The following is a 15,933-nucleotide window of genomic DNA, read 5'->3' as shown; positions in this document are numbered from 1 at the left end:
GCTCTATTGCTCCTGAGGCCTGGCCGGCCGCGGATCGGCTCATGGCCACGCGCTATGCCGCTATCATCGGTCCGCAAGGGTTTACCGTATAGTGAATTATTCGACTAAGGGGTTGAGAAAATGGTCAAGCCGCAGCCTATCGAGTCGCTGGCCTCGCGCCTGAAGCTGCGGCATTTGCAGATTGCGCTGGCGCTGCGCGATGCGCCGTCGGCCAAGGAGGTGGCCGCCGCCGCGAACGTGAGCGAGTCCGCGGTCTCCAAGACCTTGGCCGAGCTCGAATCGCAGCTGGGTTTCAAGTTGTTCGAGCGCATCGGCAATGCCAAGCGTCCGACGAAAATGGGCCGCCAGATTCTGCCCATGATGGAGGCCGTGGTGGCGCAATCCCGCGGACTGGCCCAGGCCGTTACGGATGTGCGCAGCGGCCGTCTGGGCGACTTGCGCATCGGCGTGGCGACCGACATGGGCAAACTGACTCTTGCGCCCTTGATCCATGCCTTCAACCAGGCGCAGCCCGGCGTCGCGCTCGATGTGCAGGCCGGCGGATACCGCGCCATGGCGGACCTGCTGCTGGACGACAAGCTGGACGCGCTGGTGTGTTACGACACGCCCGAGCTGATAGCGCCTGGCCTGGGACGCTTGCGGCTGGTGCCGCCGCAGCCGCTGGTGGTCGTCGCCAACGCCCGGCTGTCGCCGCTGGCCGCCCGCCGCCGCCTTACGCTGCGCGAGTTGCACGCAGAACCCTGGTGCAAGCCGCGTCCGGGCACGATGATGCACGACAAGCTGACCGCGCTGTTCCTGGGATGCGACCTGGAACTGCCGCCGCGCGGCATCCAGGTGAGCGATCTGCTGCTCACCGATGAATTCGTGCGCACCACGGATTACCTGGTCATGCTGCCGCTGGCCGCGGCACTACGTCTGACCGTCGGGGCCGAGGCGGTCATCCTGCCGGTCGAGCTGGGTGTACAGAACCCGCCTACGGTCCTCGCGTGGCAGCGTGCCGCCGAACGGCAGACGCCGCTGCATCGCTTCCTGCAATTCTGCGAGGCGCCGCAGGACGGGCGGCCGATGGTCTGAAGCATTGCGTTGGTCAACGCGGGCGCTCGCAGCTCCCGCGACCAGGCCCCGGGGGCGACCGCCGGGGCTTTTTCATGGTCCTTCCGTATTGACCGCCGACGAGCCCCGCATTATTCTTGTTCAAGTTACAGGAACATAAGTTCCGTTTTATGGAACAAGCATGAGTATTCTCGATGGCGTCCAGCGCGTGCTGGGGCTGTACGCGGAAGGCGCGTCGGAGCTGAGCTTCACGGAAGTGGCGGCGCGCCTGTCCATGCCCAAGAGCAGCGCGTCGCGCCTGCTCAACCAGATGCAGCACTACGGCTTGCTCGACCAGGACGCCGCCACGCGCCGTTACCGCGCGGGGACCATGCTGGCCCAGGCGGTGCGCGCGGGCATGGCGGCCACGCCGCTGGACGACGCCTGCCGCGCGGTGCTGGCTCGGCTGTCCGACGACAGCGGCCTGACCGCCTATCTCTCCACCCTGAACCAGCGCGAAACCGTGGTGCTGCAGCGCCTGAACGGTTCGCACCCGGTGCAGGTGCTGTCGCCGCCCGGTTCGCGCCGCGCCGCCTCGGGCACGGCCATGGGCCGGGCGCTGCTGTCGCGCCTGAGCGAAACCGAGTTCCAGGCGCTCTACGGCGCCGACGCCGACCAGCCGCTGCCCACCGAAGGCCGCGACTGTCCCGCCACGGTCGGCGAACTGGCCCGCCTGGTCGCGCAGACCCGCGCCGACCATTGCGGCGTGGCCATTGACCAGGCCATGCCGGGCATAGGCGCGGTGGCAGCCGCCGTGCGCGATCCCGCCACCGGCGAACTGCGCGGCCTGTGCCTGTCCTTCGTTTCCTTCCAGGCCGATGCCGCCCGCGTCGCGCGCTTGCGCGAGTCGGTGCTGCGGCAGGTGGGGGCGCTGGGCCGCGAACTGAACGATCCCTATTGGCTGGCCTGAACGCTTTCAGGCCCACAGATGCGTCCGCGCCGCCGGACACCCAGAAAATCCCCTTACGGAAATCCTCCACATGAACCTACTGCTCCTCAGCAATTCCAGCAGCGACGCCGGCTATCTGGTCCACGCGCTGCCCGACATCCGCGAACTGATCGCGTCGCTGCCGCAAGGCGCGCCGGCCGTCTTCGTGCCGTACGCCGGCGTCACGCGCGACTGGGACGACTACACCGCGCTGGTGGCATCGGCGCTGGCGGATACCGGCCTGGCCATCCAAGGGCTGCATCGCGCCGAGGATCCGGTGGCCGCGCTGGAAGGCGCCGCCATCATCATCGTGGGCGGCGGCAACACCTTCAATCTGCTGGGCCAGCTACGCCGACTAGGCCTGCTGGACGTCGTGGCGCGCCGCGTGCGCGAGGGCGCGGCCTACCTGGGCTGGAGCGCCGGCTCCAACCTGAGCTGCCCCAGCATCTGCACCACCAACGACATGCCCATCACGGATCCGCAAGGCTTCGACGCCCTGGACCTGCTGTCGTTCCAGATCAATCCGCACTACACCAATGCCCATCCTCCCGGACATCGCGGCGAAACCCGCGCCCAACGCCTGGCCGAGTTCTGCACGCTGAATCCGCGGATGCCCGTGCTGGGCCTGCCGGAAGGCTCCGCGCTGCGCGTGCGCGGCAACCGGATCGACCTGGTCGGCCCGCACGATGCGCCGCTGTTCCTCGGCAACGAAGAGCCGCGCGTGTTCCGTCCGGGCCCCGTGGAGATCCCGGCATGAAGCATGTGATCGACGCCATCGAACTGCTGTCCTCCGCCTACATCACGGGCGAGGCCGTGGCCGAGCAACTGCGCGCGGCGGGCAACTGCGAAGTCGAAGTGACCCGGCTGGAGCGCGACGGCGCGGCCACCGAATTCCTGTCCATCGTCATTCCGGGCCTCGACGAAACCGCGCCGCAACTCGGCATCGTCGGCCGCCTTGGCGGCATCGGCGCGCGTCCGGCGGTCACCGGCCTGGTGTCCGACAGCGATGGCGCGGTGGTCGCGATTGCCGCGGCGTTCAAGCTGATGGCCATGGCGCGCCAAGGCGACGTCATGCCGGGCACGGTGCGCATCCGCACCCACATCTGTCCGCGCGCCGGCACGCGGCCGCATCATCCGGTGCCGATGATGCGTTCGCCGTTCCCGATGCGCGAGATGATGTCGCATGAGGTCGACCCGCGCATGGACGCGATCCTGTCCGTCGACACCACGCGCGGCAACCGCCTTGTCAACAAGCGCGGCGTGGCGCTGACGCCAGTCGCGCGCCAGGGCTATCTGCTGCGCATCCCCGAAACCATGCTGGACGTCATGGGCTGGGTCAGCGGCGAGCTGCCGCTGACCTTGCCGCTGACCACGCAGGACATCACGCCCTACGAAAACGGCCTGCAGCACGTGAACTCGCTGATGCAGCCCACGATCGTCACCGGCGCGCCGGTGGTGGGCGTGGCGCTGACCGCGCAAACCACCGTGCCGGGCTGCGCCACGGGCGTGACCAACGCCGTGGACGCCGACGTCGCCATGCGTTTCTGCATCGAGATCGCCAAGCTCTACGGGCAAGGCGCGATGAGCTTCGTCGACGACAAGGAATGGGCCGCCTTGCAGAGCCGCTACGGTTCGATGGCGCATCTGCAGACCGTGGGCCGCGAAAGCGCGGGCGAGGCATGAGCGCGCAGCCGCGCCGCGTGGCGTTCTTCACCATCGGCCAGTCGCCGCGCAGCGATGTGGTGCCCGAGATGGCGCCGCTCTTGGGCGCGCAAGTGCGCATCGACGAATTCGGCGCGCTCGACGGACTGGATGCCGCCGGCCTGGCCGCGCTCGCGCCCAAGCCGGGCGAATACCGCTTTGCCACCCGCCTGCGAGACGGCTCGCAGATCGAACTGGACGCGGCCGCCGCCGAGGCGCGGCTGGCCGAAGTCATGCGCCAGGCCGACGCCGCGGGCTACGACGTGCTGGTGCCGCTGTGCACCGGCACCGCGATCGCGCCGATGCGCACGCTGGTGGTGGAGCCGCAACAGGTGGTGGACCACCTGGTCGCAGGCCTGGCCGAGCATTGCCGCAAGGTGGGCCTGGTGGTGCCGCTGGAGGCGCAGGTCGACGCCTTCCACATGGTCGTGCCGCTGTCCTGCGAGACCGTGGTCGTGCATGCCTCCCCCTACGAAGCCGACGCGGCCCAGGCCGCGCTCAACTTCGAGCGGGCGGGCCGCGAACTCGCGTCCTGCGACCTGATCGTCATGCATTGCATGGGCTACGCCGAGCGCATGCGCCAGGCCGTGGCGCAGGCCTCCGGCCGGCCGGTGCTGCTGTCCAACCGCATGGTGGCGCAGACGCTGGCGCAAGTATTGGAATAACGCCGCCGAACCCGTCCCGCAACCTTGCCGCGCACACCGATGCGCGGCGCGGCGGGGACAGGCGAGCGGCGAGAGGAGACGAAGCGGGCTTCGTCAATCAATCGTTGGGAGTGTTTTTCATGTTCAGCCGTAATCTGCATCGCGCCGCTGGCGCACTGTTCGCCGTCACAGCCCTGACGGCCGCGCCGGCCTTCGCCGCCGACGCCTGGAAGCCCGTCAAGCCGGTGCGCCTGCTGGTGGGCTTCGCGCCCGGCGGTTCCGCCGACACCTTGGCGCGCCTGTTGGCCGAGCCCCTGTCGCAACGCCTGGGCCAACCCGTCGTGGTCGAAAACCTGGCTGGCGCCGGCGGCAACATCATGGCCTACCGCCTGGCCCAGTCGCCGGCCGACGGCTACACCATCGGCATCGCCGCCGCCGGGTCCATGGCCATCACCCATGTCCTGAACCCCAAGGGCACGAACTACAAACCGTCGGACTTCACGCCCATCACGCTGGCCGCGGTGCAGCCCAACGTGGTCATCGTCAACAAGGATGTGCCGGCCAACAACCTGGCCGAACTCAAGGAATATTTCCAGAAGACGCCGACCGCCACCTACGGCACCGCCGGCGTGGGCATTTCCAACCACCTGATCGCCGAGACCATGCTGTACAAGCTGGGCGTGAAGGTGCCGCATGCCGCCTACCGCGGCGCCGCGCCCGTCATCACCGACCTGCTGGGCGGCCACATCGCCATGACGATGGACAACATCTCCACCGCCGCGCCGCTGGCTTCGCAGGGCAAGGTCAAGGCCATCGCGGTGGCCTCGATCAAGCGCGCGCCGCAACTGCCCAACGTGCCGACGCTGGACGAGCAGGGCCTGAAGGGCTTCGACATGCCGACCTGGCAAGGCGTGTTCGCGCCCGCCGGCCTGCCGGCCGACGTGCTGGCCGCCTACTACGCGGCCATGCAGGACGTGCTGAAGCAGCCCGCGCTGGTCGAGAAGATGGCCGGCCTGGGTTCCGAGCCGGTCACCGGCATGACGCCCGAGCAGTTCAGCCAGTTCCTGGAGAAGGACCGCCAGCAATGGGCCGACATCGTCAAGGCGGCCAACATCAGCCTGGAGCAGTAAGCCGGGTTGCCCAACAAAAACCCTCCGGTAACACGGAGGGTTTTTTCATGGCGCGCGCCGCCGTGCTTGACTCTGAAGCCGCTACAGGCTTTGTCATGGAGCCTTTCCACGATCAGGACAGCCATGAGCGACAGCCATCAGCACGGCGACGTCCGCGCCTTGCCCGAATCCCGCCTCTGGATCGCCTTTGGCCTGACCGGCACCTTCATGCTGGTGGAGATCGCGGGCGGCATGATCACGGGCAGCCTGGCATTGATTTCCGATGCCATGCACATGATGACCGACGCCATGGCCTTGCTGCTGGCGCTGGTGGCGATACGCGCGGGCCGCAAGGCGGCTGACTTGATGCGTACGTACGGCTACGCCCGCTTCGAGATCCTGGCCGCGGCGGTCAACGCGCTGGTGCTGCTGGGCGTGGCGTTCTACATCCTGTACGAGGCCTACCAGCGCCTGTCGGCGCCGGCGGACATCCAGTCCCTGGGGATGCTGGCGGTCGCCGTGGTCGGGCTGATCGTCAACCTGATCTCGATGCGCATGCTGGCTGGCGCCAAGGACGAAAGCCTGAACGTGAAGGGCGCCTACCTGGAGGTCTGGGCCGACATGCTGGGTTCGATCGGCGTGATCCTCGGCGCCGTGCTCATCTGGTTCACGGGCTGGCGCTGGGTGGATTCGGCGCTGGCGGTCGGCATAGGCTTCATGGTGTTCCCGCGCACCTGGATGCTGCTGCGCGAATGCGTGAACATCCTGCTGGAGGGCGTGCCGCCGGGCATGAGCCTGCAGGCCGTGCGCGAGGCCATCGCCGACACGGCCGGCGTGGTCTCGATTCACGACATACACCTGTGGGCAGTGACGCAGAGCAATCCGATGCTGACGGGCCACGTGGTGCTGGCGGCCGGGGCCGACGGCGAACAGGTGCGCCGCGCCATCGAGGAACGTCTGCAGGCGGATTTCCATCTGCACCATACGACGCTGCAGATGGAGCGCGAGGATCGTTCCTCGCAGGAGCATATCCACTGACGACGGCCGCATGAGCGGCAAGCCCGCGGCAAAGAAAAACCCCTGTCCGGAAACAGGGGTTGGTCAGCAGCCAGGCCGGAACCGCGGCCTGGCTTTTACTTCGGGAAGCGGGCGGCGATCTCGGCGATCAGGCGCCGCGCCGCGTCCAGCTTGTCGGCGGCGGGCAGGGGATGGGTGCCTTGCTCGTCGAACAGCACCAGTTCGGTGGTGTCCGCGTCCATGACCTTGTGCGCCAGGTTGCCCACCAGCAGCGGTATGCCCTTGCGCGTGCGCTTGGCTTCGGCATGCTCGGCCAGCTTCTCGGTTTCGGCCGCGAAGCCCACGCACCAGGGGCCGTTGGGCAGCTTGGCCACTTCGGCCAGGATGTCCGGATTGGGTTCGAATTCCATCACGGGCGCGCCGCCGCCTTCGCTGGTCTTCTTCAGCTTCTGGTTGCTGACGTTCTTCACGCGCCAGTCGGCCACGGCGGCCACGGCGATGAAAATGTCCGCGTCGGCCGCGCTGGCCATCACGGCGTCGTGCATCTGGCGCGCGGTGGTGACTGACAGCGCGGTGACGCCGCGCGGCACCTGCAGGAAGGTGGCGCCGGTGATCAACGTGACGCGGGCGCCGGCTTCGCGGGCGGCGCGCGCCAGCGCGTAGCCGGTCTTGCCCGACGAACGGTTGCTCAGCACGCGCACCGGATCCACGGGTTCGGACGTGGGGCCGGCGGTCAGCAGCACGTGGCGGCCGGCCAGCAGCTTGGGCTGGAAGAAGGCGATCAGGTCGGTCAGCAGTTCATGCGCTTCCAGCATGCGGCCGTCGCCCGTTTCGCCGCAGGCCTGTTCGCCGGCGGACGGACCCAGCACGCTGATGCCGTCGGCGCGCAACTGCGCCACATTGCGCTGCGTGGCCGGGTTGGCCCACATCTCGCGGTTCATGGCGGGCGCGACCAGCAGGGGACAGGCGCGCGCAAGCGCCAGCGTGGACAGCAGGTCGTCGGCCATGCCGTGCGCCAGCTTGGCCATGAAGTCGGCGCTGGCCGGCGCGATCAGCACCGCGTCCGCGCCGCGCGTCAGGTCGATGTGCGCCATGTTGTTGGGCACGCGGGCATCCCAGGCATCCACGAACACCGGGCGGCCCGACAGGGCCTGCATCGTGACCGGCGTGATGAAGTGCGTAGCCGCCTCGGTCATCACCACGTCGACGGTGGCGCCTTGTTCGGTCATGCGCCGCACCAGTTCGGCGATTTTGTAGCAGGCGATGCCGCCGGTCAGGCCGAGGACGATGCGTTTGCGGGCGAGGTCGAGCATGAGGGAGGCGGCGGGTTCAGCGCCGTGTAAACGAGGAACGGACGGTGATTTTATTCTGCATTGCGGCATTGCGCCGTTCGCGATGCGTTCAGGGGGCATCAAACAGGACAAAAACCGTGGGAAATGCGGGAGCAAGCCGGGGCATCGCGCCCCGGCCGGGCCGTCTTCAGGCCTGGGTCTTGGCCTTGCGGCCGCGCAGGAGTTCGTCCAGCACCAGCAGCACGGCGCCGCAGGTGATGCCTACGTCCGCCAGATTGAAGGCGGGGAAGTAGGAGTTGTTCCAGTAGAACAGCAGGAAGTCCACCACGTGGCCATAGACCACGCGGTCGATGACGTTGCCGATGGCGCCGCCCAGGATCAGGGTCAGCGCCAGGCTGAAGCGCGGCTGGCCATGGGTGCGGCGCAGGATGATGGTGATGACCACCGCCGCCACGCAGCCCAGGCCGGTGAACAGCCAGCGCTGCCAGCCTTCCTCGGACGCCAGGAAACTGAAGGCGGCGCCGCGGTTGTACATCAGCGTGAAGTCGAAGACCGGCAGCACGTTGACGCGCTCGCCATACTGGAACGAGGTGTTGAAGTAGACCTTGGTCAGCTGGTCCAGCACGATGATGAGCAGTGCCAGCGCCAGCCAGCCGCCCACGCGCGCAGGCGCGGCGCGGGCGGGGGCGGCGGCGCCCGTCACTCCGGGTTCGGAGGGGCGGGCCATGCTCAAGCCTTGTCGCGGGCTTCGCCCGAGCCGAACAGGTTGGACACGCAGCGGCCGCAGATCTCGGGATGGTCCGCGTCCTGGCCCACGTCCAGGCGCCAGTGCCAGCAGCGCTCGCACTTCTTGTGCGTGGACGGCGTGACCTCGATGCGGGTCTCGCCTTCGCCCGCGTGCACCGTGGCGCGCGAGACGATCAGCACGAAGCGCAGGTCGTCGCCCAGGCTGGCCAGCAGTTCCTGGTCGGCGCCGTTGGCGTACAGGTCCACTTCGGCCTGCAGCGAGGAGCCGATGTCGCCGGCCGTGCGCACTTCTTCCAGCTTGCGCTGGACTTCGGCGCGGATGGCGCGCAGGCGCGTCCACTTGGCCGACAGGGCGTCGGCGTCGGCGAACGGCGGCAGGGCGTGGTAGACCTCGGTGAAGATCGTGGTGCGGGCGGCGTCGGCCTGATTCTTCAAGGCCGAGTTGACCAGTTCCTTCCAGGCTTCTTCGGCAGTGAAGGACAGGATCGGGGCCATCAGCTTGAGCAGCGTCTGCGTGATGTCCAGCAGGGCCGTCTGGGCCGAGCGGCGCGCGCGGCTGTCCACGGCCGAGGTGTACAGGCGGTCCTTCAGGATGTCCAGGTAGAACGCGCCCAGGTCTTCCGAGCAGAACGTCTGCAGGCGCGAGACGGCCGGGTGGAAGTCGTAGCGTTCGTAGTTGGCCTGGACTTCCGCCTGCATCTGCGCGGTCATGGCCAGCGCGTAGCGGTCGATCTCGAAGAGCTCGCCATAGGGCACGGACTGCGTCACGGCGTCGAAATCGGCCAGGTTGGCCAGCAGGAAGCGCAGCGTGTTGCGGATGCGGCGGTAGCCTTCGACCACGCGCTTCAGGATCTCGTCGGAGATGGACAGCTCGCCGGAGTAATCGGTGGAAGCCACCCACAGGCGCAGGATTTCCGCGCCCAGCGAGTCGGACACCTTTTGCGGGGCGATCACGTTGCCCACCGACTTGCTCATCTTGCGGCCCTGGCCGTCCACCACGAAGCCGTGCGTGAGCAGGGCCTTGTAGGGCGGTTGGCCGTAAAGCATGCAGCCGGTCAACAGCGACGAATGGAACCAGCCGCGGTGCTGATCCGAGCCTTCCAGGTACAGGTCGGCGGGCCAGGCGAGCTCAGCACCGTGCGAGCCGGCGAAGTCGCCGTCCTTGCCGCCCAGCACCGTGGCGTGCGTGCTGCCCGAGTCGAACCACACGTCCAGCGTGTCGCGGTTCTTTTCGTACTGATCGGCTTCGTCGCCCAGCAGTTCGCGCGGGTCCAGGGTCTGCCAGGCTTCGATGCCGCCTTGCTCGACGCGCTGCGCAACCTGTTCCAGCAATTCGGCGGTGCGCGGGTGCAGCGCGCCGGTTTCCTTGTGCACGAAGAAGGCCATCGGCGTGCCCCATTGCCGCTGGCGCGACAAGGTCCAGTCGGGGCGGTTGGCGATCATGGCGTGCAGGCGGGCGCGGCCCCAGGCCGGGTAGAAGGCGGTGGCGTCGATGCCGGCCAGCGCCGATTCGCGCAGGGTCGGGCCGCCGTCCTTGGGGGCCACGTCCATGCCGGCGAACCACTGGCTGGTGGCGCGGTAGATGATGGGGGTCTTGTGGCGCCAGCAGTGCATGTAGCTGTGCTTGTGCTTTTCCACGTGCATCAGCGCGCCGGCTTCCGTCAGCGCTTCGACGATCTTGGGGTTGGCGTCCCAGATGGACAGGCCGCCGAACAGCGCCAGGCTGTCCACGTACTTGCCGTCGCCCATGACCGGGCTGATGAAATCGGTGTCCTTCATGCCGTGCTCCTTGCACGAGATGAAGTCTTCGATACCGTAGGCCGGCGCCGAGTGCACCACGCCAGTGCCGGAGTCGGCCGTGACGTAGTCGCCCAGGTAGGCGGGCGACTTGCGGTCGTAGGCGGCATTGAACTGCGCCAGCGGGTGGCGGAATTCGATGCCCGACAGCGCCGCGCCCGGGGCCGTGGCGATCACTTCGCCTTCCAGGTTCCAGGCCTTCAGGCAGGCTTCGACGCGTTCCTTGGCGATCAGCAGGAGCGGACCGAACTTGGGAACCGGCGTCACGCGCACCAGCGCGTATTCGATTTCGGGATGCAGGTTCAGCGCCTGGTTGGACGGGATGGTCCAGGGCGTGGTGGTCCAGATGACGATGGCGCCGTCTTCCACCGAGTCCAGGCCGAAGGCGCTGGCCAGCTTGGCGTGCTCGGCGAACGGGAAGGCCACGTCCACCGCCGGGTCGACGCGGTCGGCGTACTCGACCTCGGCTTCGGCCAGGGCCGAGCCGCAGTCGAAACACCAGTTCACGGGCTTCAGGCCGCGGAACACGTAGCCCTTGTCCAGGATGCGGCCCAGCGCGCGGATTTCGTCGGCTTCATTGCTGAAGTTCATCGTCATGTAGGGACGATCCCACTCGCCCAGCACGCCCAGGCGCTTGAAGTCCTTGCGCTGGCGGTCGATCTGCTCGAGCGCGTAGGCACGGGCCTTGGACTGCACTTCCGCCACGGGCAGGTGCTTGCCGTACTTCTTTTCGATCTGGATTTCGATCGGCATGCCGTGACAGTCCCAGCCCGGCACGTAATGCGCGTCATAGCCGGCCATGTTGCGGCTCTTGACGATGATGTCCTTCAGGATCTTGTTGACCGCGTGGCCGATGTGGATGTCGCCGTTGGCGTAGGGCGGGCCGTCGTGCAGCACGAAGCGCGGCCGGCCGCGGCTGGCGGCGCGGATCGCCTGGTAGACGTGGTTTTCCTCCCACTGCGAAATCCAGGCGGGCTCGCGCTTGGCAAGGTCGCCCCGCATGGGGAAGGAGGTATCGGGCAGGTTGAGGGTCTTTTTATAGTCCATGAACGGCAAAATAGGCGCGCGCGTTTCGCGCGTCTTCGGCGATGGCGGCAGTCAGGGAAGGGAGGTCAGGAAATTTTTCTTCGTCCCGCAGCTTTTGCAGGAATTCGACGCGTACGAGTTTACCGTAAGCGTCGACAGTCTCGTCGAGCAGGTGCGACTCCAGCAGCACGCGGCCGCGGTCTTCGACCGTGGGGCGCACGCCCAGGCTGGCGACCGCCGGCAGCGGCCGCTCGGCCAGGCCGTAGACCTGCACCACGTAAATGCCCGAGCGCGCGGCGCAGCGCTCCGCCACCCGCAGGTTCATGGTGGGAAAGCCCAGCGTGCGGCCCAGCTTCTGGCCGTGGATCACGTGGCCGCTGATGTGGTACGGGTGGCCCAGCAGGTGGCGGGCGCGTTCCAGGTCGCCCACCGCCAGCGCGGTGCGCACCTCGGAACTGGATATCCGGTGCCCTTGCTGGTCGGTCACGTCGGCCAGGGTCTGCACCTCGAAGCCATGGCGCAGGCCGGCCTCGCGCAGCAGGTCGATGTCGCCGCTGCGCTTGTGGCCGAAGCGGAAGTCTTCGCCCACCAGCAGCCATTTGGCGTGCAGGCCCTGGACCAGCAATTGTTCGATGAAGGCGTTGGCCGACATTTCAGCCAGACGGGCGTTGAAACGCTCCACCACGACCTGGCTGATGCCGTAACGCGCCAGCGCCGCCAGCTTGTCGCGCAAACCCGAAATCCGGGTGGGCGCGAGCTCAGGGCGTTGGTTGAGGGTGGCGAAATACTCCCGCGGATGCGGCTCGAAGGTCATCACGGCGGGCGTCAGGTTGCGGTCGCGCGCGACTTGGCAGACGCGCGCCAGCATGGCCTGGTGTCCGCGGTGGACGCCGTCGAAATTGCCGATCGTCAGCGCGCAAGGGGCGCGCCGGTCGGGCGGGGGCAGGGATCGGTAGATGCGCAGCGATGGTTTCACGAGCGAGAGTTTACAATTTTGGATTCCGGGTTTGTTCCTGTCCTTACTTGCCGCGCGTCCAGGCTGTCGCCGCGCGCGGGATTGCGTAGGGCGGACGGGCCCGATTTCCCTTGGAATTCCTTATCTTGCCGGAAATATCTACCACCAAGCGCCGCATCGTCATCCTGATCTCGGGACGCGGCAGCAATATGCAGGCGCTGTCCGAGGCCTGCCGCAATGAAGGCTGGCCGGCCGAAGTCGCCGCCGTCATCGCCAGCAAGCCCGACGCCGCCGGCCTGGAGTGGGCGGCCCAGCAGGGCATCCCCACCGGCGCGCTGTACCACAAGGACTACGCCAGCCGCGAAGCCTTCGACGCCGCGCTGGCCGCCGAAATCGACCGCTACGAACCCGATTACGTCATCCTGGCGGGCTTCATGCGCGTGCTGACCCCGGGCTTCGTCAATCACTACGCCGGCCGGCTGGTCAACATCCACCCGTCGCTGCTGCCGGCGTTTCCCGGGCTCCACACGCACGCCCAGGCCCTGGCGACCGGGGTGCGCGTGCACGGCTGCACCGTGCACTTCGTCACGCCGGTGCTGGACCACGGCCCCATCATCGCCCAGGGCTGCGTGCCGGTCCTGGCGGGCGATACGCCCGAATCCCTGGCCGAGCGCGTGCTGGCGGTCGAACACCGGGCTTTCCCGGCGGCGGTGCGCTGGCTGGCCGAAGGCCGGGTTACCCTGACCAGCGACCACCGCGTCAACGTGCAGGGCGATCCCGATCGCCTTTTCGCCTGGTCGCCGGCCGCCTGAGCGGCCCCGAATCGAATTTTTCGGGCGGAAGCCCTCCGCCCCACTGGAATACACCATGACCAAACCCCAATCCCCGCGTTCCCGTCCGGCAGGCGCCGCCAGGGCCGCGTCCGAAGGCCGCGACGGTCGGTCCTTCTTCTCGCGCCCCAAGGGCGACGCGCGCGCGCCGATCGCACGCGACAGCGCCCGTGACGACCGTTCCGGCGGCAGCCGCGACGAGCGCTCCGGCGGTCGCCCGACGCCGCGCCCGTCCTACGACGCGCCGCGCGGCGAAGGCCGTGGCGGCGAACGCGGCTCCTACGGTTCGGACCGCCGCGAAGGCCGTCCGAGCCCGCGTCCGTCCTTCGACCCGGCGCGCGGCGAAGGCCGTGGCGGCGAACGCGCTTCCTATGGTTCGGAACGCCGCGAAGGCCGCCCGGGTCAGCGTCCGTCGTATGACGCCCCGCGCGGCGAAGGCCGTGGCGGCGAGCGCGCTTCCTATGGTTCGGAACGTCGTGATGGCCGCCCGGGCCAACGTCCGTCGTACGACGCCCCGCGCGGCGAAGGCCGTGGCGGCGAGCGCGCTTCCTATGGTTCGGAACGCCGTGAAGGCCGTCCGGGTCAGCGTCCGTCGTACGACGCCCCGCGCGGCGAAGGTCGTGGGGGCGAACGCGCTTCCTACGGTTCGGAACGCCGTGAAGGCCGTCCGGGTCAGCGTCCGTCGTACGACGCCCCGCGCGGTGAAGGCCGTGGCGGCGAACGCGCTTCCTACGGTTCGGAACGCCGTGAAGGCCGCCCGGGCCAGCGTCCGTCCTATGACGCTCCGCGCGGCGAAGGCCGTGGCGGCGAGCGCGCCTCCTATGGTTCGGATCGTCGTGATGGCCGCTCGGACTCGCGTCCGTCTTATGGCTCGCCGCGAGGCGATGATCGCGGCGGCGAGCGCGGCCAGTATGGCGGCCCGCGCGGCGGCGGCAGCGACGGCGGCCAGGACCGTCCGCCCAAACCTCAATTCAACCGCCCGCGCCAATCGCACGCGGCGATCCGCATCGACCAGGTCCAGCGCGTCCTGGGCGAAATCCTGCAATGGACCTATCCGGCCGACGCGGCCCTGTCGCACTGGCTGCGCAACCATCCGAATCTGGGCGCGCGCGATCGCTCCGAGGTCGCCGAGGCCGTCTACGACGTGCTGCGCCATCTGCGCCGCTACCGCCAGTTCGGCGAAAGCGGCGTCGGTCCCGCTTCGCGCCGCCTGGCCATCCTGGGACTGGCCGCGACGCTGGGCGCCGAGGCGCTGGCCGAAGGCATGGACGCCGGCGAAGCCGAATGGCTGCAGCGCGTGTCGCAGATCGACCTGGCGACCCTGCCGCGCGCCGTGCGCGGCAGCATCCCTGACTGGCTGGACGAACGCCTGGGCGCCATGGACAGCCCGGAAACGCTGATCGAGGCGCTGAACCGCCAGGCCAGCCTGGACCTGCGCGTCAATCCGCTGAAGGTCGAGCGCGACGCGATGCTGGCCGAATTGCAGCAGGGCGCCGGGCGCTACGAGCCTGTCGCCATGCCTTATTCGCCCTGGGGCATCCGCATGGAAGGCCGTCCGGCCATCAACCGCTGGCCGCAGTTCGAGAACGGCAGCATCGAAGTCCAGGACGAGGGCAGCCAGTTGCTGGCGCTGCTGGTGGCGCCGCGCCGCGGCGAAATGATCATCGATTTCTGCGCCGGCGCGGGCGGCAAGACGCTGCTGCTGGGCGCGCTGATGCGCTCCACCGGCCGCCTGTACGCGTTCGACGTGTCCGCGGCCCGCCTGCAGCGCGCCAAGCCGCGCTTTGCGCGCAGCGGCCTGTCCAACGTGGTGCCGGTGGTCATCGACAGCGAAAACGACGCCCGCGTCAAGCGTCTGGCCGGCAAGGCCCAGCGCGTGCTGGTCGACGCCCCTTGCAGCGGCATCGGTACCCTGCGCCGCAATCCGGACCTGAAATGGCGCCAGCACCCCGAGGCGCTGGCCGAACTGGGTCAGCTGCAGGAACGCATTCTCAACAGCGCGGCGCGTTGCGTTGCTCCGGGCGGCCGCCTGGTGTACGCCACCTGCAGCCTGCTGGCCGAGGAAAACGAGGTCCAGGCCGAGCGTTTCCTCGCCAGCCATCCCGATTTCGAGCGCCTGGACGCGGCCGAGATCCTGGCCGCGCGCTGTGAAAACCTGAAGCTGGACGGCCCCTACGTGCAGCTGCGCCCCGACGTGCACGGCACCGACGGCTTTTTCGCCGCGGTATTCGAGCGCAAGAAGAAGGGCGCGGCGACCGCGGCCGAAGTAGCCTCGGAAGCGGATGAGGCTGCGGCTGAAGCAACGTCCGAGGACGACGCGGCCGGTCCGCAGGACCAGCCGGCCTGATCGGGGGCGCCGGGTCAGGGACCCGGCGTCACCACCACCGTGGCGCTGTAGCGCCGCGTGCCCAGGGTCTTGTTCTGGTACTTCACTTCCCAGGCCAGGCTGTCATTGCCCGCCTGGTCAGCCTGGTAGACCACCTGGGACACCGGCACGGTCTGGTAGGCGCAACGCCCGGAATCGCTGGACTGGCCCCGCGTCTGCATGATGTTGGCCTTGCCCAGGCGCGGCGTCATGGTGAGCGACACGCGCGGTGCGCGCAGCGCCAGGCAGTCCGATCCGCGGATCTCGTAGTACGAGGCCAGCACGGCGACGTCGCCCGATTTCAGCGTTTGCGCGGAAACGGCCGCGGGCAGGGCGGTTCCCAGCGCGGCCAGGGCGTAAAAAAATTGGGGACGGATTTTTTTCAGCAACATCAGTGGGACAAAAGAGACAGTTTGGTCGGTAAAGCACC

Annotated in this window: 14 protein-coding genes; 9 read left to right on the top strand and 5 right to left on the bottom strand. The window is 68.4% G+C overall.

What is annotated here, in order from left to right; translation table 11 throughout:
- The first annotated feature begins 120 nt into the window (after positions 1-120).
- The 7 genes from ACM1PE_RS16225 (at position 121) to ACM1PE_RS16195 (ending at position 6,512) form a co-directional block, all read left to right on the top strand.
- On the top strand, positions 121-1,074 hold the full coding sequence (locus ACM1PE_RS16225) for a LysR family transcriptional regulator (protein WP_118932848.1): 954 nt from the start codon (positions 121-123) through the stop codon (positions 1,072-1,074).
- Positions 1,075-1,234: 160 nt separating this feature from the next.
- A complete protein-coding gene (locus ACM1PE_RS16220) occupies positions 1,235-2,002 on the top strand; it encodes an IclR family transcriptional regulator (RefSeq protein ID WP_118932849.1) in 768 nt (255 codons plus the stop codon).
- Between the two features lie 70 nt (positions 2,003-2,072).
- Complete coding sequence (gene pepE / locus ACM1PE_RS16215) at positions 2,073-2,777, top strand: dipeptidase PepE (RefSeq protein ID WP_059380491.1); 705 nt, start codon at positions 2,073-2,075, stop codon at positions 2,775-2,777.
- On the top strand, positions 2,774-3,703 hold the full coding sequence (locus tag ACM1PE_RS16210; protein WP_419343783.1) for a DUF1177 domain-containing protein: 930 nt from the start codon (positions 2,774-2,776) through the stop codon (positions 3,701-3,703). Before pepE ends, ACM1PE_RS16210 begins: the two co-directional genes overlap by 4 nt.
- Positions 3,700-4,386 carry an AroM family protein gene (locus ACM1PE_RS16205; protein ID WP_118932851.1) on the top strand — a complete coding sequence of 229 codons (687 nt, stop codon included), beginning with the start codon at positions 3,700-3,702 and terminating at the stop codon, positions 4,384-4,386. The genes ACM1PE_RS16210 and ACM1PE_RS16205 overlap by 4 nt, the downstream gene beginning before the upstream one ends.
- Positions 4,387-4,505: 119 nt before the next feature.
- On the top strand, positions 4,506-5,495 hold the full coding sequence (locus tag ACM1PE_RS16200) for a Bug family tripartite tricarboxylate transporter substrate binding protein (RefSeq protein WP_059380503.1): 990 nt from the start codon (positions 4,506-4,508) through the stop codon (positions 5,493-5,495).
- Between the two features lie 123 nt (positions 5,496-5,618).
- Entirely contained in the window at positions 5,619-6,512 is an 894-nt protein-coding gene (locus ACM1PE_RS16195) for a cation diffusion facilitator family transporter (protein ID WP_306636877.1), read from the top strand.
- A gap of 95 nt (positions 6,513-6,607) precedes the next feature.
- Here the strand turns inward: ACM1PE_RS16195 and coaBC are convergent, their stop codons facing one another.
- The 4 genes from coaBC to ACM1PE_RS16175 all read right to left on the bottom strand — a co-directional run bounded on the left by coaBC (position 6,608) and on the right by ACM1PE_RS16175 (position 12,329).
- Positions 6,608-7,804: a bifunctional phosphopantothenoylcysteine decarboxylase/phosphopantothenate--cysteine ligase CoaBC gene (gene coaBC, locus ACM1PE_RS16190; protein ID WP_059380495.1), complete on the bottom strand. Its 1,197-nt coding sequence runs from the start codon at positions 7,802-7,804 to the stop codon at positions 6,608-6,610.
- 166 nt (positions 7,805-7,970) lie between these two features.
- Positions 7,971-8,510 carry a signal peptidase II gene (gene lspA, locus ACM1PE_RS16185; RefSeq protein ID WP_059380496.1) on the bottom strand — a complete coding sequence of 180 codons (540 nt, stop codon included), beginning with the start codon at positions 8,508-8,510 and terminating at the stop codon, positions 7,971-7,973.
- Between the two features lie 2 nt (positions 8,511-8,512).
- Positions 8,513-11,374: an isoleucine--tRNA ligase gene (gene ileS, locus ACM1PE_RS16180; protein WP_118932853.1), complete on the bottom strand. Its 2,862-nt coding sequence runs from the start codon at positions 11,372-11,374 to the stop codon at positions 8,513-8,515.
- Positions 11,364-12,329: a bifunctional riboflavin kinase/FAD synthetase gene (locus tag ACM1PE_RS16175; protein ID WP_059380498.1), complete on the bottom strand. Its 966-nt coding sequence runs from the start codon at positions 12,327-12,329 to the stop codon at positions 11,364-11,366. Before ACM1PE_RS16175 ends, ileS begins: the two co-directional genes overlap by 11 nt.
- A 134-nt stretch (positions 12,330-12,463) precedes the next feature.
- Between ACM1PE_RS16175 and purN the strand changes: the two genes are divergently transcribed.
- A complete protein-coding gene (gene purN, locus ACM1PE_RS16170) occupies positions 12,464-13,120 on the top strand; it encodes a phosphoribosylglycinamide formyltransferase (RefSeq protein ID WP_118932857.1) in 657 nt (218 codons plus the stop codon).
- A 1,024-nt stretch (positions 13,121-14,144) separates the two neighbouring features.
- Positions 14,145-15,485: an RsmB/NOP family class I SAM-dependent RNA methyltransferase gene (locus ACM1PE_RS16165; RefSeq protein ID WP_118935084.1), complete on the top strand. Its 1,341-nt coding sequence runs from the start codon at positions 14,145-14,147 to the stop codon at positions 15,483-15,485.
- A 14-nt stretch (positions 15,486-15,499) separates the two neighbouring features.
- Here ACM1PE_RS16165 and ACM1PE_RS16160 read toward each other — a convergent pair whose 3' ends face one another.
- Positions 15,500-15,895, bottom strand: a complete 396-nt coding sequence (locus tag ACM1PE_RS16160) for a hypothetical protein (protein ID WP_059373634.1) — start codon at positions 15,893-15,895, stop codon at positions 15,500-15,502.
- Positions 15,896-15,933 lie beyond the last annotated feature (38 nt).

Origin of the sequence: Achromobacter sp. PD1 (assembly GCF_048541815.1) — a bacterium.
Lineage (GTDB): Bacteria > Pseudomonadota > Gammaproteobacteria > Burkholderiales > Burkholderiaceae_B > Achromobacter > Achromobacter bronchisepticus_A.
The sequence above is the reverse complement of the archived record's forward strand: the minus strand, read 5'-3'. Positions and strand labels throughout refer to the sequence as shown.

Bases quoted from the DNA above. Each gene is read 5' to 3' on its own strand.
- ACM1PE_RS16225 (WP_118932848.1), top strand. From the start codon at position 121: ATGGTCAAGCCGCAGCCTATCGAGTCGCTGGCCTCGCGCCTGAAGCTG.
- ACM1PE_RS16220 (WP_118932849.1), top strand. From the start codon at position 1,235: ATGAGTATTCTCGATGGCGTCCAGCGCGTGCTGGGGCTGTACGCGGAA.
- pepE (WP_059380491.1), top strand. From the start codon at position 2,073: ATGAACCTACTGCTCCTCAGCAATTCCAGCAGCGACGCCGGCTATCTG.
- ACM1PE_RS16210 (WP_419343783.1), top strand. From the start codon at position 2,774: ATGAAGCATGTGATCGACGCCATCGAACTGCTGTCCTCCGCCTACATC.
- ACM1PE_RS16205 (WP_118932851.1), top strand. From the start codon at position 3,700: ATGAGCGCGCAGCCGCGCCGCGTGGCGTTCTTCACCATCGGCCAGTCG.
- ACM1PE_RS16200 (WP_059380503.1), top strand. From the start codon at position 4,506: ATGTTCAGCCGTAATCTGCATCGCGCCGCTGGCGCACTGTTCGCCGTC.
- ACM1PE_RS16195 (WP_306636877.1), top strand. From the start codon at position 5,619: ATGAGCGACAGCCATCAGCACGGCGACGTCCGCGCCTTGCCCGAATCC.
- coaBC (WP_059380495.1), bottom strand. From the start codon at position 7,804: ATGCTCGACCTCGCCCGCAAACGCATCGTCCTCGGCCTGACCGGCGGC.
- lspA (WP_059380496.1), bottom strand. From the start codon at position 8,510: ATGGCCCGCCCCTCCGAACCCGGAGTGACGGGCGCCGCCGCCCCCGCC.
- ileS (WP_118932853.1), bottom strand. From the start codon at position 11,374: ATGGACTATAAAAAGACCCTCAACCTGCCCGATACCTCCTTCCCCATG.
- ACM1PE_RS16160 (WP_059373634.1), bottom strand. From the start codon at position 15,895: ATGTTGCTGAAAAAAATCCGTCCCCAATTTTTTTACGCCCTGGCCGCG.